Annotated in this window: 10 protein-coding genes; 1 reads left to right on the top strand and 9 read right to left on the bottom strand. The window is 37.8% G+C overall.

Annotated elements, in window-relative coordinates:
• Positions 1-359 precede the first annotated feature (359 nt).
• From I585_RS16045 to I585_RS16035, 3 genes are all read right to left on the bottom strand, one after another.
• Complete coding sequence (locus I585_RS16045) at positions 360-1820, bottom strand: NAD-dependent succinate-semialdehyde dehydrogenase (RefSeq protein ID WP_010740995.1); 1461 nt, start codon at positions 1818-1820, stop codon at positions 360-362.
• Positions 1821-2036: 216 nt separating this feature from the next.
• Positions 2037-3707 (bottom strand): LPXTG cell wall anchor domain-containing protein, encoded by a 1671-nt coding sequence (locus I585_RS16040; protein WP_147284187.1) that lies wholly within the window; start codon positions 3705-3707, stop codon positions 2037-2039.
• Positions 3634-5460 carry a vWA domain-containing protein gene (locus I585_RS16035; RefSeq protein WP_010740997.1) on the bottom strand — a complete coding sequence of 609 codons (1827 nt, stop codon included), beginning with the start codon at positions 5458-5460 and terminating at the stop codon, positions 3634-3636. Before I585_RS16035 ends, I585_RS16040 begins: the two co-directional genes overlap by 74 nt.
• A 487-nt stretch (positions 5461-5947) precedes the next feature.
• On the opposite strand from I585_RS16035, the gene I585_RS16025 reads away from it, so the two are divergent.
• Positions 5948-7249 carry an IS1380 family transposase gene (locus I585_RS16025; protein WP_010740998.1) on the top strand — a complete coding sequence of 434 codons (1302 nt, stop codon included), beginning with the start codon at positions 5948-5950 and terminating at the stop codon, positions 7247-7249.
• A 389-nt stretch (positions 7250-7638) separates the two neighbouring features.
• On the opposite strand, the gene I585_RS16020 is transcribed toward I585_RS16025, so the two are convergent.
• The 6 genes from I585_RS16020 to I585_RS15995 form a co-directional block, all read right to left on the bottom strand.
• Positions 7639-9132 carry an AcpB/EbpR/MafR family transcriptional regulator gene (locus I585_RS16020; protein ID WP_010740999.1) on the bottom strand — a complete coding sequence of 498 codons (1494 nt, stop codon included), beginning with the start codon at positions 9130-9132 and terminating at the stop codon, positions 7639-7641.
• A 686-nt stretch (positions 9133-9818) separates the two neighbouring features.
• On the bottom strand, positions 9819-13064 hold the full coding sequence (locus I585_RS16015) for a SpaA isopeptide-forming pilin-related protein (protein WP_010741000.1): 3246 nt from the start codon (positions 13062-13064) through the stop codon (positions 9819-9821).
• A gap of 316 nt (positions 13065-13380) precedes the next feature.
• A complete protein-coding gene (locus I585_RS16010; RefSeq protein ID WP_010739320.1) occupies positions 13381-14700 on the bottom strand; it encodes an IS1380 family transposase in 1320 nt (439 codons plus the stop codon).
• 960 nt (positions 14701-15660) lie between these two features.
• Positions 15661-17184, bottom strand: coding sequence for an AcpB/EbpR/MafR family transcriptional regulator (locus I585_RS16005; protein WP_010741001.1), 1524 nt, complete (start codon positions 17182-17184; stop codon positions 15661-15663).
• Between the two features lie 369 nt (positions 17185-17553).
• Positions 17554-19047, bottom strand: a complete 1494-nt coding sequence (locus I585_RS16000) for an AcpB/EbpR/MafR family transcriptional regulator (RefSeq protein ID WP_010741002.1) — start codon at positions 19045-19047, stop codon at positions 17554-17556.
• A 1261-nt stretch (positions 19048-20308) separates the two neighbouring features.
• A complete protein-coding gene (locus I585_RS15995) occupies positions 20309-23533 on the bottom strand; it encodes a vWA domain-containing protein (RefSeq protein ID WP_010741003.1) in 3225 nt (1074 codons plus the stop codon).
• Positions 23534-23823 lie beyond the last annotated feature (290 nt).

Raw genomic sequence — 23823 nt, 5'->3', positions numbered from 1 at the left:
TCCGTTGACTTACTATATAATCATGGTAACTGATATAAGACTTCTCTGCTTTTGTCTCCCAAAAATTCACAATCGTTATTTTATCCCGACATAATCCTTAAAAATAAATTCCATAACGATTCCACTTAGTTATTTAATTCACTTTTTAAAATAAAAATAAATTTTTTTAGAAACTAATAGTTAAATATTTTTTGTTTCGTTTGAATTATTGGAATTTTTGAACTTAAATGAATAAAAATAAATACTTTTTCTTTTAGAACCTTGGATGAAAATCTGTTTTATCCATCTCTATATAACTTTATCTATCACAAAAAGAGCCATTCCTTCGAAAAAGAATGGCTCTTCACTATATTATGCGGCTATTGAGCAGTACGAATATTGACAAATTTGACATCTATATATTCTTCAACCCCGTATGTGCCGTTTTCACGTCCAAAACCAGAGTGTTTTACACCACCAAAAGGTGTAGCCGAGTTTGAAATGTCTGTATCATTGACACCGACCATTCCATATTGTAATTTGTTACTCACATTTTCAACTGTGTGGATATTGGTTGAAAAGAAATAAGAGGCTAATCCAAATTCTGTATCATTTGCGTCTTCGATGACTTTTTCCTCATCCTCAAAAGTAATCAATGGAATTACTGGTCCAAAGGTTTCTTGATAGAAAATATCCATGTCCTTCGTTACCCCATCCAATACAGTCGGTTCAAAGAAGTTCCCGTCAGCATAATCGCCATCTTCCAACTTATGACCGCCAGACAAGATTTTCGCACCCTTATCAGTCGCGTCTTTCAATTGTTCGACAACCTTTTCGAGCCCATCTTGATTGATCAAAGGCCCCGTCGTCGGGTCATCTAAACCATTTCCGACAGTCACATCTTTGATTGCTTCCACGATTCGATCGGTGACTTTTTCTTTGATTTCTTTATGGATGAAAATTCGGTTGGGTGACGTACATACCTGTCCATTATTAATAAATTTTGTTTGAATCAATGTCTCCACTGCCCGTTCGATATCAGCATCTGGGAAAATAATGTACGGCGCATGTCCCCCTAACTCCATTGAGACCTTTTTCAGGCTCGGTGCTGCTTGTTCATTTAGCGTTTGGCCGACTTCGGTCGAACCAGTAAACGTGATTTTTTGTACGTCATCTGACTCTGAAAGGATCGTTCCAATCGTTGAAGAATCCCCTAAAACGATATTCACAACACCATCCGGGAAGCCTGCTTTATCAAACAATTCCATTAGCGCTAACGCAGATAGCGGCGTTTCTTTCGATGGTTTTAAAATCACGGTACAACCAGCAGCGATTGCTGGAGAAATTTTACGAATAATCATATTTGATGGGAAATTCCATGGAGTGATCGCTCCCACGACACCTACCGCTTGTTTGCGCACATGCCATTGATTCGTTGCTGGTGATGGAATGATCTCACCCAATAATCGTTGTCCTTCCGCTGCATTCCAGCGTAAATTTTCAACATTCGTTTGAATCTCGCCTTTGGCTTGAGTCAACGGTTTGCCTTGTTCCATCGTCATGATCGTCGCTAAACGATCCGCGTCTTCTTCCACGAGATCCGCCATTTTGTTCATTAATTCAGCCCGTTCGGCCGCTGATTTTTGTGACCACTCAGGAAAAGCCTCATTCGCCGCTTTAATCGCTGAATTGATTTCTTTTTCGCTCCCGACATGGACCTTCGCCAATGTTTCTCCTGTTGCAGGATTTGTCACTGGTTTTGTTCCTTCTGAGCCTTCCACCCATTCGCCATTTATATAGAGACGTGTTTCGACTGCTGGTAAATCTTGATGTTTTGCCATGTGTCTAATTCCTCCTATTTTTCATGTCTAGTAGTGGTCGAATTCTTTCAACAGCATTTTTAATTAGCCGTTTACTACATAAATAACCGTAACACGGATAAAAATAAAGCTCAAAAAATCGGCTTAATCCTTAAAAAATAAAAAAGGAGACAAAAAACAGGATAAGCAATCTGCCTATCCTGCACCCGTTCACCCTATTCACTTTCTATTTTTTCCTTAGCTCTTCTTTCTATAATATAACCAATAGAACCCACTTAGTAATCCTGCACCTATGGCCAGCCCAAATGCTATCTTGAAGAATAGCTTCGTGCTGGTGCCCCCAGTTCTTGGAAGCACGCCTGGCAAAGCTTTTTTATTTTTGATCCTTAAACTGATAGAATTTACGGCATCGCCATCCGAAAGTACACACTTGGCTGATACAACATCTGGATGTTCATCAAAGGTTACGGTACCGTCTAGATTAATCGTAAATTGGAATGCTGGTTCCATTAATCGATGACCCTCAGGCGCTTTCGTTTCTTTCACTTGATACGTTCCATGCTTTAACCCTGCAAAAGTAAAAAACGGGATATCTTCTTTTATTTTTTTCTTATAATTATTCGGGCCAGTTACCTCGAACTCCGCACCGCCCACAGGTATTCCATCATGCCCGATTTTCGTGATGTACAAATTGTAATCCTTCAGCTCGTTGATCTTATTGACCGGTGTTGAACTATTATTCATTGTAGTTTCTACAATATATTTTGTGTTACTACCTTGAGTCACCTTCTTTTCAACGGCCTTCAGGCTAATATTTTCCATCTTCTTAAAACCTTTTGGTACATAAGTTTCCTCAATGATAAACTCACCAACTGGGATATCTCTGATCGTCACTTTTCCATCTTTATCCGGCGTAAGATCCTTAACTAATTCTTTCCCATCATCCTTTCGTTTCACCGTAAATTTCGGTAGATCGCTACCAGTAAATGGTGTCTTGCCATCTTCTAGGAATTTGTTGAAGATCGCTTCACCTTTTAACAAACGGTTGACGATTTTGGCAGTTCCATCACCTTTAATACGTAAAGAGTTATATGAGAACTCTCCTTGTATATCCTCTGGTGCAGCATAGCCTGATGTTTTCCCTAATTCCACAATTCTATGAACCGTATCTTCTTTGTCTGTTTTAAAAGATCCTTTCCAATTACCATTTTTCTCCGAAAGAGTGACCGTTTCAACATCTTTCCATTGATTGTTACTTTTTTCTTGAATTTTGAAATCTACGCTATTACTGCGTTTCCCCCAATAATTATCTGTGCCTTGATGCTTGTCCTCCCAGACCTTCTCGATTGGAATCGTGATGTCTTTCTTCAAATCATTCTTGATTACGTAACCCGCTCCTTTATTGTCAGCGAAGGTAATAATAACTTTATTTCCTTCATCATTCTCAACAACTTTGATCGGAACATCAGCCATTTTGCTGTATCCGGCTGGAGCATAATCTTCTTTGAGAATATAATTTCCAATCGGAATGTTTTCAATCGTCACTTTCCCGCTGCTATCTGGCTTGAGATTGTCTGCTAACAGTTTCCCATTCTCATGTGTCACCGAGAACTTAGGCAGGTCTGATGTAGCAAACGGTGTCTTTCCATCTTCCTTGTATTTGTAAAAATGAGTAGAACCAGTTAGCAATTTGTTGGTTAATTGAACTTTGTTATTGCCTAATTCCGCTTGTGTGAGTGTTTTGTAATTCATTGTCACTGGCGCATATCCTTGAGTTCGGGCTACCTCTTTGATCCTAAAAGTGTTCGAACGACCGGCAACAGCTGAGAACGTTCTATTCCACTGATTCCCTGCATTTAATTCCACCGTTTCCACTTTTTTGAAAGCACCTGTATTCGGATCTTTCATTTGTAGCTCTGCCATTATTTTTTGACCTTGAAGTCCCCAATAGTTTGCTACTCCTTAACTCTTCTTTTGTGTGTCCTTCCACAACTCTTGGCGGGTCCATTGCCGGGTTTATCCCAATAGCAACAGTATGAATTTCAATTCCTTTATCTTTCAATGTTTTTGCAGTGGAGTTAGTAGTTGTTATATGGCTGTTTATATATTTTCCATCAGCCATCTTGTAACCATTCGGATAGTTCCCTGGTTTTATTTTTGTCGGACTCGGATCATTTACTCCTTGAAACCGGCTGCCGTACGTATAATTTTCTTGATAGTCAAAATTATTAATCATGATTTTATCGTAGTACATGTTGTTATCTACATATCCGCCTTTAGGAGTTGCGCTCAAAGTGGGCGTTCCATCAGTTAGAACAAATAATACTTTTCTTCGTTTCGCATCAGTAGATTTAGACAAGTAGTTATCACTTTCAATCAATCCTCTTTGAGTGTACGTATCGCCAGCACTCGATAAACTAGCGTATTGATTCTGCATTTGTAACCAATTGGAATATGTCGGAGATAACGAATGCAATTTGGGTTCATTCGGCCATTGCCGATAATCTGAAAAAATATGTCCTCCAATCTGAATACGACCACCAGTCACTGTCTGTTGATCGTTTAAAGCTGTCAACAATTTTCCTAGATAATCGTTTGCAACTTCCTTTCTCGTTAAATTTCCAATTTTATTTTGAATCATTGAACCAGAATTATCTAACAGAAAAAAGATATCTATCCCCGGTTTTTGAACCGTCCCTCCACGGACATTTAGCTTAACGGTAAACGCATCTTCCTTATCTGTTTCTTTTGCATATTTTCGAAGTGAGATACTCGGTGCATTTGCTCCTCCGTAATGGATATAGGAGTTTTCATATCTATCTGCCGTGACATCCCAGTTTTTTTTACCATCCCAGATTTCTAAATCATCAGAGCCTTTTTGATTTTCTATTCCTCCTTGATGATTGATGACATTGGTTTGATTGTCCGGCTGCCAAGAATTAGTAGGATAGGTTCCCTTTGTATCCTTTTTGTATACAGGGACTTTATTGGTATAGCGATTGATTCCATAGGTTCCCGCACGTTGAACGGGAGATGGAAGCGCCGCATTTGCAATCTGTGACCCACTAATCCGAGGTCCTTCTTGCTCTTTATCAGTTTCTTTGGATGCTTCTGTTTTTTTCCTTTTTTCATTTGAAGTAGACGTTGCTGAATGCTCCTGTTTGTCTTCTTTTCTATCCTGCAATTTCAAAACAAATGGTTCTGTTGTTTCAAGAATGTCTTTCCTTATTTCATCCTCTCCTTCTTCACTATGTAGTTGTTGCTCATCTAACTGGACATACAATAGAAGGCTTTTTTGTTTTTCAGAAAGTTTAAAGGTCATTTCCCGTTTTTCTGACACTGTAAACTCTTGATCAACCAACCATCCTTCCTGTACTTCCATTCCTTTGATTTTTGGATAGTCAATTTCCTTTTTCTCATCCGTCAACACTTTCACTTTCAACCTTTGCCTTTGAGCATCCGATTTGCGTTTTGTCTTAATTCGCCAAACATTGTTCCCCTTCAATGACTCCGTCTCAAACGAAACCTGTAATTGATCTGTATCAATCAAAGAGGTTTCTTCTTTTTTTTCCGCAAAAGCTTGGAGCTGCTTTATTGGTAAAATATTAATCAAACAAGAGAAAGCCATGACGAAGGTCAACCATTTTCTCAACCTTTTCATTTTCCACACTCCTCCTTATTTCTTTTCTATTTCTTCTTGCATACATATTCTAACGAATTATTTTAATTGTCGTTTTTGCGCTTCTGGTTATTTTTATCAATTCCAAGCAAAAAAATACGCTTATTTGACCGAAAATATCAAAAAACTAGTTTCGGAATTCGCTCATTTTTTTTCATTTTCAAATAAAACGCCAAATTCATTTTTTATAAATTTAGAAAAAAATGAGTATCTTAAAAATGATTCTTTTTTTGCTCAAAAAAATCCGCTATCCATTGGAGAACTTTTTCCGTTTCCGATTATTATCTTTAATTCAAAATTAAGAAAAGAAACATTCACCTGAATAATTCATAGAATTTCTGAAACTCTATTAAAAGCTTATTAACGCACGGTTCTTCTTTTCTTTTACCGCACCCTTTGGGTGTACAAAAAGAACCCCAATCTGCTATGGTTAAAGTGTCTAAACTAAACCAAGAAAGGGGTTCTCTCAATGGCTACATTACAGGAAAAACACGTAAAATTCAACTCTAAAATGGTGGTGTCAAACACCGGTGGTAATCTTTCGTCAGATGCCGGTCTCATCTTGGTGAAGGAATTCATGAATTCGCTTGGATTTTATTCGTTCGCGAAGCAATTCCTCCACTTCAATGAGGACCGTATTTATTGGACTCATGACAACATCTCCCTGCTCGAACAGCTGCTCTTCCAGTTGATTGCCGGATATTCCGCAGATTCATCCGCCAATCTCTTGAAGGAAGATCCCATTTTTCGGTTGGTTTTGGATAAGGAAGCCATCGCCTCCCAGGCCTCGCTATCCCGCTTCTGGGACCGGATCAGCGAGGAGAACATTGCACAGTTCCAGGAACTGAACCAAGCCATGCTGGACAAGGTCCGCATGGAACGGAACAATACCCAAATGATCATCGATTTAGATTCCACACATTCGGATACGTTCGGGAATCAAGAAAAGACTGAGCACAATGCCCATTACGGCACACAGGGCTATCATCCGTTGGTAGCCTTCGATGGCCTTACGGGAGACTTTCTGAAAGCAGAACTTCGTTCTGGAAATGTGTATACGTCAAAAGGTGTAAAAGATTTTCTGGCACCGATGCTCACACATTACCGTCAAGTCCTTCCCTGCACTGATATTTTGGTCCGGGGAGACAGCGGCTTTGCGACGCCCGAGGTCTATGATACGTGTGAATCCAACGAAAGTTTCTATGTCATCCGCCTGAAATCAAATAAAGTCGTGGAAAAACTAGCGGAAACCTTTGTCCTGGTTGGGGACGACCATCCCTGGGAGGAAAGGGAAGTCCACTACTATTCCGCGTTCTATCAAGCCAATAGCTGGTCCCAAAAACGTCGAATCTGTATCAAATCGACTCGGGAATCGAATCAGCTGGTGTTCAGTCACGAGTACGTGGTCACTAATTTTCACGAGGAACTATCCGCGAAAACCATCTTCCAGATTTACCATAAACGCGGCACCATGGAGAACTTCATCAAGGAAGCAAAAAATGGGTTCTATTTCGACAAGACGGATAGCTCAAGCTTCTTGGAAAATCATGCACGGATGATGGTAAGCCTGTTGGCTTACAACCTGGTCAACTTCATGAAGACCATATGTCTACCTGAAAAGGAAGCGACATTCCAAGTCGACACATTGCGGCTCCGCCTGTTCAAGGTCGCGGGTAAATTAGTCCGCAGTGGCCGTAGATTGCTTTTACGGATGAGCTCCTCCCATGTCTATCAAGACTTGTTTTATCAGTTACTGGACAAAATCCAGTAACTCAGTTGGCAAGTGTAAAATAGCAATCAGCTTTTAAAAAGACATGGAATCACTAAGGGATTCGTGCGCCCAAAAACAGCTCCAGATTCCCTATCTTCGTTAAAAAAACAAAAGGAAATCTGTTTTCGCAAGTACAAACCGGTTGAAAAAAGAAAATTCAACTCAAATCGATGTATAAACGTTATTTTCCCAAAAAAATTAGATCTATGAATTATTCAGGATTCATAAAGTAATTTTAAATTTAAGTATATAAATGTAAGGTAGTAACAAATCCTAAGAAACCATGATTTCAATTTGTAGACTCTCTAAAATGCCGCGCTCGCAAAAAAAGAAGACCTTCCGAATCAAACGATTCGAAAGGTCTTCTTCTATTATCTATTCAATCCTTTTCAGCCAGACAGATCACTAATCAGCTGCTGCAATTGAACAATATTTTGACTGGTCAAGAAAGGATCAATGATCACAGTCGGGTAATCATAAGGGACTTCCTCGACACTGCTAGAAGTGATCAAGGCATCGTATTTTGCCAATTCATGCATATCGATCCGAGCATCTCGGGAACGTTCTTCTACAAAATGTATCTTAAAGTTTCCATAGATTCGTTCTTCGATTTGCTCTGCTAAAAAAGTTTCCTCTGTCGGCGACAATTCAGAAAGCAGCAAAATCTTCAGCGGCTGATCGTTGCTTGCCAAGAGATTCAGGCTTTGCGGTACCATCGTAATCAGCAAATAAGCGTAATTCCATACGAAATCATTCTCTTGGTAGATTCGATATTTTTTGACAAAGGTCTCTGCGATCTTTAATACTTTCTTCACTGCTTGATAATGGGTCTCAATCATTTTCTCTAAGAAGATCCCCCGTTGCCGATATAAAATATCGATATAGCGGCCCTTTGGCGAGTACATCCGCTGATCGTTAACTAAAACAATCGTCAGTTCGCTTCGTTCAAGTTCATCAAGCGAAAGTCCGATCAAACGATTAAATTCTTCTACTAATTCAAAGTGCTTTTGATACAAATCACGGTAGGTTCTGCTTTGTTTCATAGCAGACTTCCACTGATCTTCACTGAAAATCAGCATATCGGCATAAGAAAGCCATAAACAATCCTTGATTTGTTCTTCGGATAGACGGACACGGAACACCTCTAACGCCATCCGCTCGAAGGATTCCAATGTTTCAGCATCCGGTAAACTCAATGGGCTTATCAGGTCGCTTTGCATATAGTGACGGCCATTTTTAATCCGCCACAAACTAATGTAGATGTTGTAACTTAGGCGTTTCCTAAAAATATGACGGTTCTCTAAATGATTCACCTGGATAAATTGATCTACTAAATCAGTGATCGCTTTAATCTGGTAATCCTTCAAATCAATAAACAACGATTCTAAACGATCTGATTTTTCCAAGAAATAGCGATAGTAGAAATGCCTGATCACACTCTCTTTTCCTTCAATTCGCAATGGACGATAATCCAATTTGATGCCGGCCTTTTTGAACGCCATTTCGATTTTTTTCAGATAACGTTGTGTATTTGAGGCGCTTAAATATAGTTTTTCAGCAAGATCGCTGATGCTTGAACATTTTTCATATAATAATTCTTCAATAATCTGAAACTCTGGTGATTGCTGAAGAACATCTGCATATAAACGGTTGATACTTACATGTGGTTTTACTTGAATTTGATAAAGTCCTTTGAATTTTTCAATGTGAAAGTCGTCCTGCTCATCATTGATAAGCTTAACGTCTTTCAACAGGATAGGCAATGAACACTCTAGTTCTTCAAGCAGCTGATCGCTTGGCAAGCCGACTTGACTCGCATAGAGTAGTTCAACAAAGCGTAGACGTCGCAAACTGCTTGCTCCCAAAACCTCTCTAAAATCCATTTCCTCATCCCCTTTTCTTCCATACTCCTTCTGGTGCGTAACAAATTATCGTGCCTTACTAACCTAAAAAAGCATTAGTATCAACACATTGAACATGTACCGATCTAATTTTCCCCTACCAACTGTGTCCTCTCGTTTATCCATTGTCCGAGATGCCCCTACATCTCCCGACAAATTCATAAGAGACACTTTTTTAAAAGAAAGTCCGCCTCTTTAGAATTACCTTTGCTTATTTTTAAATTTTTGGTTCTAAAATCCTCCGATCTGTGGCTAATTTGAATCATTTTCCCTTACTAACCTATGTATTTAATTTTTTTGAAAAAAGATTGTTTAATAAATATAATATTCTTGTTTTATTTGCTAATTGATATAAGAACGATCCAATTTTTTAACTATTTTTCTTTATATCTACATCATAGCGAATCTTATTTTTTGACGCTTTTTTATTAATATTCTGTTTATTGTTATTGAAAATACTTAGAAACCTATTAAATAATAAGCTTTTGATAACTTGTCGTTATTTAACTCGTTTTTTTTATAAGACATAAATTTTATAAATACTCAAATTACAGAGATTTAATAAAACATTTGAATATATTTTTTTAAATTGCGCAAAAAAAAGAGTCTAAAGGCATTTTTTGCTTTTTAGACTCTTATATTTAATAATATTCTTAATCGAGTAATTCTTAATTTTTTCTTCTATTAAGATAGAGAGAAGTTGTACTTAACAGCACACCAGCGATTACCAATATTCCTGCAGCTAAAAAGAAGCCTCGAATTCCGAATGCGCCTGTTCGCGGTAAAACTCCTTCCTTTACTTTCTTGTTCGTTACTTTTAAATCAATGGTATTCCTTCCACCATTAATTCCTCCTGAACCACTAGCATTCGGATGGTCAGAGATTGCGACGCTTCCATCTACCTTAATCTCAAAAATGATTGGTTCACGAATCCGCTCATAGCCGTTAGGATTATCTGTCTCTGTCAATGTATAGATCCCAGGCCGTAAGTTAGTGAAGTTAAAGACTGGCCCATTGATTTTTATTTCTTCGTAGTTGGGACCTGTCAATTTGAACGTTGCGCCTTCAAGCTGTCCGTCATCCATATCAACCTTCTCGACACTTAGTGAAAAGTCCTTCAATTGATTGCTCACATGATAGTCGCCCGAATTATTATTTACCTCAAATAGAAGCGATGTTGGTGGATTATTCTCTGTAACATTGACTGTAAAATTCGTCATTTTTTGGAAACCTTGCGGAACATAGGTCTCTTCCACGATGTAATTTCCTATTGGAAGACCATTGACTGTGACTTTTCCAGAATTATCTGGGGTTAGATTTTCCACTAAGATCTTTCCATCCTCGCGTTTCACTTGGAACTTCGGCAAATCACTGTCAAACTTCGTTGTCCCATCACCCATAAATTTCCAAAATGAATAATCGCCTCGCAGAAGTTCATTGGTGATTTTCACTCCTCCGGCAGCCAGTGTTTCCGAGGTAAAACTGGATTGATTTACACTCGGTTGTTTATATCCATTGGTTCGATCCGATTCAACCACTCGATACGCGTGTTCTGTTCCACCTTCAACAGGGGAAAAGTTTCCTTTCCAATTGTGCTCCTTGTCTAAATCGATCGATTCGACAGCTACCCAATTTGTTCCATCATTTTTTTGTAAGGTCGCGGTAATCTTTTCTGGTCTCATTTCCCAATAATTTTCCGTTCCTTGATGCTTATCAGACCAAACCTTTTCCACAGGAATGACAAAATCATCTTTTTTGAATTTTACAGAAGGAATCCCAAATTCAAGCTTGTCAGTCGTTCGTTCTGGTGTAGGTTCCAAAAAAGTTTCCCCATTTGCCTGATACCATTTTCCAGATTCAAAGGAAGAATCGGTCGTTTTTAACCGGACGGTGTATTCCAGTTGTATTTCTTGATTTTTCGATAGATTGATATTATTCACTTTGATCAAACGACGATTATTTTCTACGGAAATCTCTGGTTCATCAAGTCGTTCAATTTGCGGGTTTCCATTATTGACCTGACTCCAGGTAGGTTCACCCACCAACTCAACCATTTCCCCCAATGGATCGGTGATCACGCCTTTATCAACGGTTCGAATGATCGTGTTATACCAATTTTTAAAATACTCAGTTAAATCATCCCCATTAGACACATCATAAAAATGAAAATCAGAAGCGACATCTTCGTTGGGCCCATTGGTCGCATTCGCTTTTTTCGTTGACATTTTATACAATCCGCGAATTTGTTTATCACGGCTGCCAGAGGGTTCTTCAGGATGAACCATTAGTTTTAAAGCAATCGTATGAATTTCAATCCCAGCATTCTTTAAATCCATCGCTGTTGAATTGGTTGTTGTCATGTGGCTGGGGATTACATTTTTATAGGGTGGATTAATTGCCGTTGTCATTTTTTCCGTATTTGAGTTTAACGACTTTCCTCCATTATAGTTCCCTTTAGTTCCCTTAACGAAATTTGTGAAATAGCGTTGATCGGGGTACATATCCAAATTTTGGGTCCCCGAATCATTTGTTTCCCAGCTGCGGTTCGGCGCACCATCAGTTAGAACGAACAATAATTTATGACGATCTGGACTGGGGGACGCATCAAAAATATCTCGTGCTTCTTGTAGTCCTCGCTGCGTAAAAGTTACCCCGCCAGGAGTTGCTTTAGTGTATTCACTCACCATCTTATCCCAATCCGCCGTATTTTTAGATAGTTTAAAGGTGCGAGTCTGTTTGGGATCTGAACCACCGCCCCATGATTGGTACCTGGAATAGTCAGAAAAAATCTCCGCACCTATCCGAATATTTTCTGCTGCTGGTTCATTGTTTTTTTTCAGCTCGTCTACGATCTTCTGGAGAGCCAAATTTGCATTTGTTTTTCTAAGGGCTTCGCCAGTTGCTAACCCTGTAGTAGATTCCATTGATTGTGAGTTATCCAATAGAAAAACGATATCTACTCCCGGTTTATAAGTCGTATTCCCTTTAACATTCAGCTTAATTTTGAACTTCTCAGGATCGGATGTCTCTTGTGCATATTTTCTTATTTGAATATTTGAATTTGAGTCGCCATCTCCATAATTGATATAGGATTTAGAGTAGTTATCACTTGCAACATTCCAACTGGTCTCACCGTCCCAGCCGGCCTTTCCGGCAACGCCACCTTGATGATTGATAACATTTGTTTGCCCATCTGGCTGCCACGAAAACTTCGGATGCCTCCCTCCATCAGGATTATATTCGGTCACCTTATTTTCATATAGTGCTGCATACATTCGGTTTGCTGCTGCTGTCACTATAGAATTATTTTTTTGCTTTTCCTTTTTCGGACCTACAAATTTTTCTGAACTAATAGTTGTCTTTCCTACTTCTTCTTTGATATATACTTTTTCTGAAGAGGTTGTTATCTCTTTATTCGCTGCTTGGTGTGTCTCAAGAACAAATGGTTCTTTTCTATCCAAAATGTTTTTTTCGATTTTCGGTTCATGTTCGTTATCTGCTTTTATTGCTTTCTGCTGATCTATTTGTACGTATAAATTTAATTTCTTGATTGACTTGGACAGATCAAATTTCAGCTGGCCTTCTTTCTTCACTGAAAACTCCTTTTCAGTCAGCCACCCGTCTTGTTCAGTCATACCCGTTATTTCTGAATACTCAATCGTCTGATTTTGCTCATCAGAAATTCGTATCTTCAGTCGTTGATGATAGCCTTCTTCCTGACTCTGGCGATTGAAATTTACTACCCATTGATTCGACTCTTTGAGTTTTTCACATCTATAAGAAAGGTTCAAAAACTTCTCATCAACCAGTTGAATTGCATTCGTTTCTGCTCGAGCAATCATTACCGCAAACGTTGCTTGAATCATACTCAATAAAGTCACCATGACAAGCATCAGGATACCTATTCTTTTCATGTTATCTCCCCCTGTTTCTATAAAAAATAATCTATAAATACCCTACATACTTTCATTCATCTTATGAGACAACCATTTTTATTTTTTTGTTTACTCATAGATTATTTACTTCTTCCTGAATAATTCATAGATCTAATTTTTTTGGGAAAATAACGTTTATACATCGATTTGAGTTGAATTTTCTTTTTTCAACCGGTTTGTACTTGCGAAAACAGATTTCCTTTTGTTTTTTTAACGAAGATAGGGAATCTGGAGCTGTTTTTGGGCGCACGAATCCCTTAGTGATTCCATGTCTTTTTAAAAGCTGATTGCTATTTTACACTTGCCAACTGAGTTGCTGGATTTTGTCCAGTAACTGATAAAACAAGTCTTGATAGACATGGGAGGAGCTCATCCGTAAAAGCAATCTACGGCCACTGCGGACTAATTTACCCGCGACCTTGAACAGGCGGAGCCGCAATGTGTCGACTTGGAATGTCGCTTCCTTTTCAGGTAGACATATGGTCTTCATGAAGTTGACCAGGTTGTAAGCCAACAGGCTTACCATCATCCGTGCATGATTTTCCAAGAAGCTTGAGCTATCCGTCTTGTCGAAATAGAACCCATTTTTTGCTTCCTTGATGAAGTTCTCCATGGTGCCGCGTTTATGGTAAATCTGGAAGATGGTTTTCGCGGATAGTTCCTCGTGAAAATTAGTGACCACGTACTCGTGACTGAACACCAGCTGATTCGATTCCCGAGTCGATTTGATACAGATTCGACGTTTTTGGGACCAGCTATTGGCTTGATAGAACGCGGAATAGTAGTGGACTTCCCTTTCCTCCCAGGGATGGTCGTCCCCAACCAGGACAAAGGTTTCCGCTAGTTTTTCCACGACTTTATTTGATTTCAGGCGGATGACATAGAAACTTTCGTTGGATTCACACGTATCATAGACCTCGGGCGTCGCAAAGCCGCTGTCTCCCCGGACCAAAATATCAGTGCAGGGAAGGACTTGACGGTAATGTGTGAGCATCGGTGCCAGAAAATCTTTTACACCTTTTGACGTATACACATTTCCAGAACGAAGTTCTGCTTTCAGAAAGTCTCCCGTAAGGCCATCGAAGGCTACCAACGGATGATAGCCCTGTGTGCCGTAATGGGCATTGTGCTCAGTCTTTTCTTGATTCCCGAACGTATCCGAATGTGTGGAATCTAAATCGATGATCATTTGGGTATTGTTCCGTTCCATGCGGACCTTGTCCAGCATGGCTTGGTTCAGTTCCTGGAACTGTGCAATGTTCTCCTCGCTGATCCGGTCCCAGAAGCGGGATAGCGAGGCCTGGGAGGCGATGGCTTCCTTATCCAAAACCAACCGAAAAATGGGATCTTCCTTCAAGAGATTGGCGGATGAATCTGCGGAATATCCGGCAATCAACTGGAAGAGCAGCTGTTCGAGCAGGGAGATGTTGTCATGAGTCCAATAAATACGGTCCTCATTGAAGTGGAGGAATTGCTTCGCGAACGAATAAAATCCAAGCGAATTCATGAATTCCTTCACCAAGATGAGACCGGCATCTGACGAAAGATTACCACCGGTGTTTGACACCACCATTTTAGAGTTGAATTTTACGTGTTTTTCCTGTAATGTAGCCATTGAGAGAACCCCTTTCTTGGTTTAGTTTAGACACTTTAACCATAGCAGATTGGGGTTCTTTTTGTACACCCAAAGGGTGCGGTAAAAGAAAAGAAGAACCGTGCGTTAATAAGCTTTTAATAGAGTTTCAGAAATTCTATGAATTATTCAGGTTCTTATATGCAACTTAAGAGTAGCAGAATTTATTTTTTATTCATTTTTACTTTTTTATTAAAGTCTAGTTATTAGAAATCAAGAGAATACTCCAATCGACGCCTGTTTCCATTTACATAAAACGTTATTAAGCTCGATTATTTTACTTATTTTTAAATTAATAAATCCTCAAAATCACAATTCTGAATAAATCATTCGAATTCTTTTATATTGTGATCAAAAACAATTAGAAACTATTTTTAAGTTCAAAATACTTCAATTCCCCGCTGTTTTCTTCATTGATAATCAAATTCGTTATTTGATCCACTGGCTACCGAGCAACGGCATAGTACGTTCCTTTTTTGATTGATTTTATATTGTGGTTCTTTATTAGAATAGATTGGTTCGTAAATTCTTTTATTCTACTAGTCAATGCTCTCTAAAATTTGTTCATCATTATTCTCACTCTCGAGTGCTTCAGTCTGTACGATTTCGATCGGTCTCAATGAATTCAAAAATTATTGAAATAAATAATACCCAATCAACAATCGGCTCTTTTTCATCTTTTATTCCTTTCAATGCTCGTAATCATTTGCTGCTACAGCATACAAATTCGTCATTTCCATAAAATATGTTGTTAATTTCATTAAGGTCTGAATAAAGCTGGTATATAGGTAAAAATGGGCTTCCTCATTTTAATTATTCTGTTTGTTTGTCACTAAAGATTTCAATACTCAAAATTATACTTTTTCGTTAAACCTAAGAATATTTCGCTCGAAAAACTGCAAAAAAAGAGTACGGCAGTTTGCCGCACTCTTCTTTGACTCGTTATTCAACTATCGTTACTTGATCTTTCTTTTCAGCAATCTGACTGATCATATCTTGGATTAAACTAGTACTTTGCGCAGTCAAAAACGGATCGATTACAACTACCGGGTAATCCTCCGGCAATCCCTCAGAAGAACCCGTCGTAATTAAACAATCGTATTTTTTTAATTCATCCAACAGTTGCGCATTTCCCACTAATAATTGTTCAAAAAGAACGATTGAAAAATTTCCATAGACATAATCATTGATTTGCTTCGCTAGAAAACTTTCTTCCGTCGGCGTTAAATCAGACAGCAGCAGTACTTTCAATGGATGATCTTGCTTCGACAACCATTCCAAACTGTTTATTTCTGTTGTAATCAGTAAATATACGTAATTTAAGATGAAGTCATTTTCTTGGTACATCTGATATTTTTCTACAAAACGTTCAACTAATGATCGAACCTTTTGCAGACCACGACCGTATACCTTCGATACTTCCCGTAAGAAAACAGTCCGATTCCGCCACAATATCCCAATGTATTGACCTTCAGGATTATACAAATAGAAGTCATTGCATAAAACCGTCGTCAAATCGATCCTATCTTGTTTAGAAAGATGGTTTCCCGTCATTTCATCGTACTCTTTAGCTAATTCGAAGTGCCGCATGAATAGTTCCTGATACCTAGGATTGTCCGTCATCGCCAGTTCCCGGTGAGGAATACTAAAGACGATTGAATCAGAAAATATTGACCACAAGCAATCCTGCAAAATCACTGGACGCAGATCGATCCCGGCAATTTCTGTCACAACTCGTCTCAATTCCTTATAGGAAGCATCAAACGGGAGTTTAATTCCCAGCGTGCGCAGCTCCTCTTTAGGAAAAGGATGGTTATTCTTGATTCGCCATAAACTAATAAAAATGAGGTAGACTAAATATTTCTGAAAGACATATTTCTTCCAGATAGTATTCACTTCCACAAATTCTTTTACGTAGGCTTCAATTACATGATACTGCTCCGGAGTTAGATTAGGCAGCGTACTTTCAAACGCATCCTGACGCTCACTATAAAAGCGGTAATAGAACGTTCGAATCTCGCTCTCATTTCCTTCAATTCGCAAGGGCCGATAATTCAAAGTCATGCCTGCTTCAGACAACGTTTTCTCGATTTTTTTTAACGCTCGTTGTGTATTCGACGTACTTAGATACAGTTTTTTCGATAACGTTGTGATACTGTCGCATTTTTCATATAAAAGCTCTTCAATGATCTGAAACTCTGGGCTTTGATTCAAAATATATGCATAGACATTCCCCAAACTAACCTTCTGATTCATCTCTAGACGATATAGACCCTTCACTTTGATGATCTGATAGTACTCGTGACGTTCATTGATCCACTCGATATCATTCAACAAAATCGGTAATGAACATTCCAACTCACTCAATAATTCATCACTTGCTATGCCATCCGATCGATAATACAGTTTCTCTACTAATGCTAATCGTCGTGTATCACTTGTTCCTAAAATTGATCGAAAGTCCATATTGATCCTCCCTAATCTAACCCAACCACTGTCTGATCAAAATAATAATTATCCCTTAAAACACCTAACAACTTTTCAATAAATTCAATATTTGAAAACGTCTTCTTAATAAAAATAATAAAGCTAATAATAATCGAGGACAAGTAAAAATTAGAAATACAGTAAAAAAACATTCGTTCAATAGTAGTAAAACATTTTATGAGCTCTTGACGAACAAAAATCTAGCAAATTCCCCAGAAAAAAAGTACGCCTTCCTTATCAGAAAACGCACTTCCTTTATGTTGTTAAACTTAACGCTGCAGCAGTTTCTTCTATTATAAGTAGTAAGTTAGATGTTTTGTAATTATCTTGCTAAAAGACTCACTTCAATCAACCTGCCAGATTGCTGACCAGGTGCTGCAATTGAACAATGTTTTGATTCGTCAGATATGGATCAATGATCACTGTCGGATAATCATATGAAATCTCTTCAACGCTGCTTAGGGTAACCAGCGCATCGTACTTTCTCAATTCCTTTTTTCCAATTTTTATATCTCGCAGACGTTCTTCCACATAGTAGACTTTAAAATTGCCATAAATCCGCTCTTCGATTTGTTCTGCCAAAGAGGTCTCTTCAGTTGGCGATAGTTCTGATATCAGCAATAATTTCAATGACTTGTCATAACTGGCCAGCAAGTTTAGACTTTTAGGAACCATCGTGATTAATAAGTAAGCATAGTTCCAAACAAAATCGTCCTCTTGGTAGATTCGATAATACTTAACGAACTCTTCTGAGATTTTTAGAACCTTTTTTACAGCCTGGTAGTGCGACTCCATCATTTTTTTCAAAAAAATCGTTCGTTGACGATATAAAATATCAATGTATCGCCCTTTAGTTGGATAAATTCGTTGATCATTAATTAAAACGACCGTCAGCTCACTTTTCTCTTCTTCTTTTAAAGTATTACCAATTAAACTATTAAATTTTTCTACGAGACCATAGTGTTTTTGATAAAGATCACGGTAGCTGCGACTTTGCTTCATCGCTGATTTCCATTGATCTTCCCCGAAAACTAACATGTCCGCATAAGACAACCACAAGCAATCTTTAATCTGTTCTTTTGAAAGACGGATCCTAAAAACTTCTAGTCCCACTTGTTCAAAAGCTTCCAGTGTCTCATCATCCGGCAAGGTCAGTGGGCTGATTAGGTCTTCCTTAGGATAATAGCGGCCGTTTTTAATACGCCATAGGCTAACGTAAATATTAAAGCTCAATCGTTTTCTAAAAATATGTCGATTTTCTAAATGGTTCACTTGAATAAATTGATCCACCAAATCGGTGATTGCCTTAACTTGATAACCCAGCAGCTCACCAAATAATGATTCGAGGCTGTCTGATTTTTCTAAAAAATAGCGATAAAAGAAGTGACGAATCACACTTTCATTTCCTTCTAAACGTAAAGGTCGATAATCCAACTGAATCCCGATTTTTTTTAGAGTACCTTCAATTTTCTTTAGATAGCGTTGTGCATTTGAAGAACTTAAAAAAAGCTTGTTAGCTAAATCGCCAATACTCGGATATTTTTCATACAGTAATTCTTCAATAATTTGAAATTCAGGGGATTGCTGTACTACTTCAGAATATAAACGGTTTATACTAACATGCGGTTTAATCACTAATTGATAAAGGCCTTTATATTTTTCAATGTTAAAATTATCCTGTTCATCATTGATGAGTTTGATATCTTTTAACAGAATGGGTAACGAACAATCTAATTCTTCAAGTAATTGATCACTAGGCAACCCAACTTGGCTCGCATAAAGTAATTCAACAAGTCGTAAACGCCGTAAACTACTTGTTCCTAAAATCTCTCTAAAATCCATTTCCTCATTCCTTTTTCAGTTAATTTGAACATTTGCCTTGTGTACTTTTCTCTGTCAACAAAAATTTGACCCTCACACCTGATAACCTATCATTTATTGTTTATCCGCTACATGCTTGCAGCAATCATTCGTAGTCAACAATTTGATTGTACTGCTTACCGTTTGATCAATTATTCACATATAAAAAGAAACCTTTTTAAATTACCTTGTAACAAAAAAATAAATACAAACAAAGCTTTTAAACTAGAATATATCAATATTTAATTCCAATAATCTTTAAAACCTAATTTCTTACTATTTTTCCTTTACAAATATATAATATCCAAACTTTTTTTTTAAAGTTATCCAACAAGTATTCCATTATCAGTTATTTAAAAAGCGTATTATTCCTTTTAAATCGGGTTTATTAAATAAACATTGCGTTATTCACACCATTTTCTTTATTTGATTTTAAGAATATTGATACTCAATTTCAAAATAATTGTTTAAAAAATTGATTTTTTAGTAACTTTCAACAAAAATTCATGAAAATTAAATTTTAAAAACTACTATTATAATTGAATACAAACAAAAACGGCTTTTATTTTGATATAAACGGAAATTAACTCTACCTAGTAGAAATCCTTTTTCCTTAAAGTACACATACAAATATTCTTTATAGCAACAAGACAAAAATGAACAATTTGCAACGAACACTTGATTGTCCGGACATAAATAAAGGAAGTCATCTGTATTATTTAGGACATTCAACAGCTCTTCTTTTTCAGAAAAAATTCTGAAAATTTGAAAGTTGCTCGGATTATACGCAAAATAAATGGGAAAATCGAAAAAAAAAGTACTGTATTCTAAATTTTTAATTACAGTATTGCTTAAATTACAATTAAGAAAAATTAATCAAGCCCAGAATATTCATATTTGAAAAGTTTCCGTTTGTAAATTTACTTAAAACAAAAGTTTCTAGAGAGCTGATTCCAGTTTATTTGAAAAAAAGACAAATTCTATCAACTCTGCTAATCCAATAGCTCCACTAGTATTTGGTTTAACAAGAAAAAAGGCGCTATCTAAAGGCTGCCCGCATAACGGTTCAACTTCAGATAACGCTTCGTAAAACGGAGAGTGGTTGTCATTTATTGTTCTACGTCTTTAGCTACTTTATACTTGTTCGCAAAACGGATCTCTCTAGTTTTCTGCTTATTTTAGTCACTAACTACCCATTTTATTGCGTTGAAAATTTTAGAATGTTTATTGAGCCGCTTCCGCTTTAGCTTACATACTTATCACGATATAAGTAAACGACACTCACTACGATCCCAGCAATGACTAATATCCCGGCTATAAGGAATAGACTGTGAATACCCACTCCTCCAGTACTAGGTAAAACTCCCTCTTTCACTTTCTTATTTGTTACTTTCAAACTGATGGTATTGCTTCCCCCATTTATCCCGCCTGATCCACTAACATTTGGGTGATTTGAAATTGCCACCGTTCCATCCACCTTGATTTCAAAGTTGATCGGGTCTTGGATTCGTTCATAGCCATTTGGATTATCGACCTCTATTAATGTATAGCTTCCCGGCCTCAAATTTGTAAAATCGAAAATGGGACCACTAGTTATTGTTTTTTCATAATTGTTCGGTCCTATCAGCTTAAATATGGCACCCGAAAGCAGCTTTTCATCTGGATCAACTTTTTCGATCTTTAAAGAGAAATCCTTTAATTGATTAAGCGCATGATATTCTTCCGCTTTGTCCTTCACTTTAAAAACCAGCGTTGTTGGCGGATTCCCTTCTGTAACTTTGATCTCAAAATCGTCCATTTTTTGGTATCCAACCGGAACATAGGTTTCTTTAACTATATAGTCGCCGATTGGAAAATCTTTAATCGTGACTTTTCCTGTATCATCGGGCGTCACATCTTGCGCTAGAATCTTTCCATCACTGCGTTCTACCTGAAACTTCGGCAGATCGTTATCGAATGTTGTCGTTCCATCTTCCATGAATTTCCAGAATTGGTAATCCTCACGCAGAAGTTCATTTGTAATTTTGATCCCGCCATTGATCATTGTCTCCGAGGTGAAACTACTCTGATTTAGGCTTGGTTCCTTATACCCCTTTGTTCGCTTCGACTCTATGACACGATACGTATTTTTTTCACCACCTTCTACCGGTGAAAAAGTATCCCTCCAATTATTTCCCGGATTCAAAACTTTGGATTCGATATCTTGCCAAGTTGCCCCCTCCGCTTTTTGTAAAGTAACCGTGATATCATCAGCTCTCAGGCCCCAATAATCGGTTTCTTCTCGATACGTATCTGACCAAATTTTTTCAACTGGAATCACAAAATCTGGCTTTGAGATTTTTACAGAGGGAACACCGAATTTGACTATATCATTCGTTCTTTCTGGCGTAGGACGCAAAGTCGTCGTCTTATTGGCTGGATACCAATAATTAGAAACAAAGGATGCGTCGGTGGTTTTCAAACGCACAGTGTACTCTAACTCAATTTCTTGCTCCTCAGTCAAGTTGATATTATTGACTTTGATTTGACGACGGTCGTCAGCAATCGAAATAACTGGCAGATCATCATTCTCGATTTTAGGCGCACCATTATCAATTTGCCTAACTTTTGGTGTTTTCCCCGCATCAGTGACTAGTTCAACCATATCCCCCAATGGATCGATGACTTCTCCCTTATCGACTGTTCGGGTAATCGTTTTATACCACTCTTTAAAATAATTGGTCAACTCATTCAAGTTCTGTACATGATTGAAAAAGTAATCTGACTGCGTATCTCCTGTCGCATTTGCCTTTTTACTTGACATCCTGTACAAGCCCTTAATTAAGTCGCTTTGCGGATGATCACCAGTAAGTGCACCTACCTGAACACCTAAACTATGGATCTCGATCCCACGATTTTTTAATCGATAGGCAGTCGAATTGGTTATTGTCAGATGACTAGTAAGTGTTTGTTTATCTACCACTATACGAGTGTCAAATTTTGTCATGGTTCCTATTGCCCCTAGTGTGCGCCCTGGTAGATAATCTGGTTTTTCACCCGTATCAAAACTTGTGACTAGTACGGGATTATAGTAAAACTCACTATTGCCTACTGCCGTCAACGGTTCCCAGCTCAAATTTGGCGCGCCATCTGTTAAGATAAACAATAATTTCTGTCGTTCCTCGCCTAAATCTGTAGTTGAATCATCAAAAATATCTTCGGCCTCCTTCAATCCTCTTTGGGTAAAAGTCATTCCAGCCGGCAAAATATTTTCATAAGAAGTTTTAATTTTTTTCCAATCCGTTGGGGCACTCGACAGCTTATGGTGCGTTCTTTCCCTAGTCCAGACTGAAGGTGTCTCAATGCCTTTTTCATAACTAGCAAAAATATGTCCTCCCACTCGAATCGCATTCGAGGATGGATTAGCAATTTTTTCCAAATCCGTGATAATTTGATCCACTGCAGAAATACTTTTAGTTTTTCGATCACCTGCCATTGACCCTGTATTATCCCACAAAAATACAATATCAACACCAGGCTTATACGTGACACTACCGCGAACATTCAGCTTAACCTTGAACTCATCTTCTTTGTCAGTTTGTTGGGCATACTTTCGTAAGTGAATATTCGGGTTACTTTGATCCTCTCCATACTTTATATACGATTGCTTATGTTCATCATTCGCAACATTCCAACTCGTCACATTGTCCCAGCCTGATTCTTTCTCAAATCCGCCTTGGTGATTGATCACATTGGTCTGTCCTTCTGGCTGCCACGCCATAGTGGGATAAGTTACCGTTCCATCTGTCGTGTATTGTGTTTCCTTATTTTTATACAACGGATTGTACATTTGACGGAGTGCTGAACTCGTTTCGTTTGAATCAACATTCTTAGTTGATTGTTTAGGTCCAATAAACGCTTCTGAATTCGCTGTTGGTAAAACTTCCTTAAGCTTCAAGTTCTCTGAGACAGCATGTTCACTTTGCTTCTCATCAGAGGTCTTTGATTCAAGAACAAATGGTTTCTCTTGTTCCAAAATATCTTTCTGAATCTCCTCCTCTGCAGAAGCAGTATCCGACGACAGCTTCTGTTGATCCATTTGAACGGATAGGTAGAGCTTGTCAACGGAGGAATCAGATTCAACTATTAGCTGTTCATCCTTTTCAACTGAAAAGTCCTTCTCTAAGAACCAGCCATCTTCTTCTATCATATGATCTATCTCTGGATAATCGATCACTTGCTCCTTTTCGTCAGTAATTTTAAACTTTAATTGCTGACGAAACGCCTCATTCTTAGCTTGTCTTTTGAACATTATCCTCCATTGATTTTTGTCTCCTTCTTTTTTATAGCTATATTCAAGCTGCAAAAAAGAGTGATCAACAAGTTTTGTTCCAGTCGTTTCAGCTCGAACAGTTATAATTGGCGAAATTAACTCAACGACAATTGAAAAAAATAATAATCCTAACACTAATACCATGATCTTTTTCATCATATTTTTCTCCTTTCAAATTAGATTGATTTAGAAACGACTCCTAGTTCTCCTACTAGCTACTCTGATTTAAATAAAAAAGAGAAAAAACCAAAAAATCCATATAATAAATTTTGACTAATTTCCTAATATTTCAGTAACTAAAAACGATCAAATATTATGAGTATTTCTACTTTCAATACTTTAAATCATGATTCGTGACTTATTGGAACCTAAATAATAGCAGACATTATTTTTTTAATTTCTTCAAATTATTTTTTTGTTAGAGTTATTGAAAAAGGATAAAATAC

It is taken from the genome of Enterococcus malodoratus ATCC 43197 (assembly GCF_000407185.1).
GTDB lineage: Bacteria > Bacillota > Bacilli > Lactobacillales > Enterococcaceae > Enterococcus_A > Enterococcus_A malodoratus.
The sequence above is the reverse complement of the archived record's forward strand: the minus strand, read 5'-3'. Positions and strand labels throughout refer to the sequence as shown.

What these genes read in the sequence shown, in the direction of transcription:
- I585_RS16015 (WP_010741000.1), bottom strand. Translation starts at nt 13,064, where the DNA reads ATGAAAAGAATAGGTATCCTGATGCTTGTCATGGTGACTTTATTGAGT.
- I585_RS16000 (WP_010741002.1), bottom strand. Translation starts at nt 19,047, where the DNA reads ATGGATTTTAGAGAGATTTTAGGAACAAGTAGTTTACGGCGTTTACGA.
- I585_RS16045 (WP_010740995.1), bottom strand. Translation starts at nt 1,820, where the DNA reads ATGGCAAAACATCAAGATTTACCAGCAGTCGAAACACGTCTCTATATA.
- I585_RS16020 (WP_010740999.1), bottom strand. Translation starts at nt 9,132, where the DNA reads ATGGATTTTAGAGAGGTTTTGGGAGCAAGCAGTTTGCGACGTCTACGC.
- I585_RS16005 (WP_010741001.1), bottom strand. Translation starts at nt 17,184, where the DNA reads ATGGACTTTCGATCAATTTTAGGAACAAGTGATACACGACGATTAGCA.
- I585_RS16035 (WP_010740997.1), bottom strand. Translation starts at nt 5,460, where the DNA reads ATGAAAAGGTTGAGAAAATGGTTGACCTTCGTCATGGCTTTCTCTTGT.
- I585_RS15995 (WP_010741003.1), bottom strand. Translation starts at nt 23,533, where the DNA reads ATGAAAAAGATCATGGTATTAGTGTTAGGATTATTATTTTTTTCAATT.
- I585_RS16025 (WP_010740998.1), top strand. Translation starts at nt 5,948, where the DNA reads ATGGCTACATTACAGGAAAAACACGTAAAATTCAACTCTAAAATGGTG.
- I585_RS16040 (WP_147284187.1), bottom strand. Translation starts at nt 3,707, where the DNA reads ATGAAAGATCCGAATACAGGTGCTTTCAAAAAAGTGGAAACGGTGGAA.
- I585_RS16010 (WP_010739320.1), bottom strand. Translation starts at nt 14,700, where the DNA reads ATGGCTACATTACAGGAAAAACACGTAAAATTCAACTCTAAAATGGTG.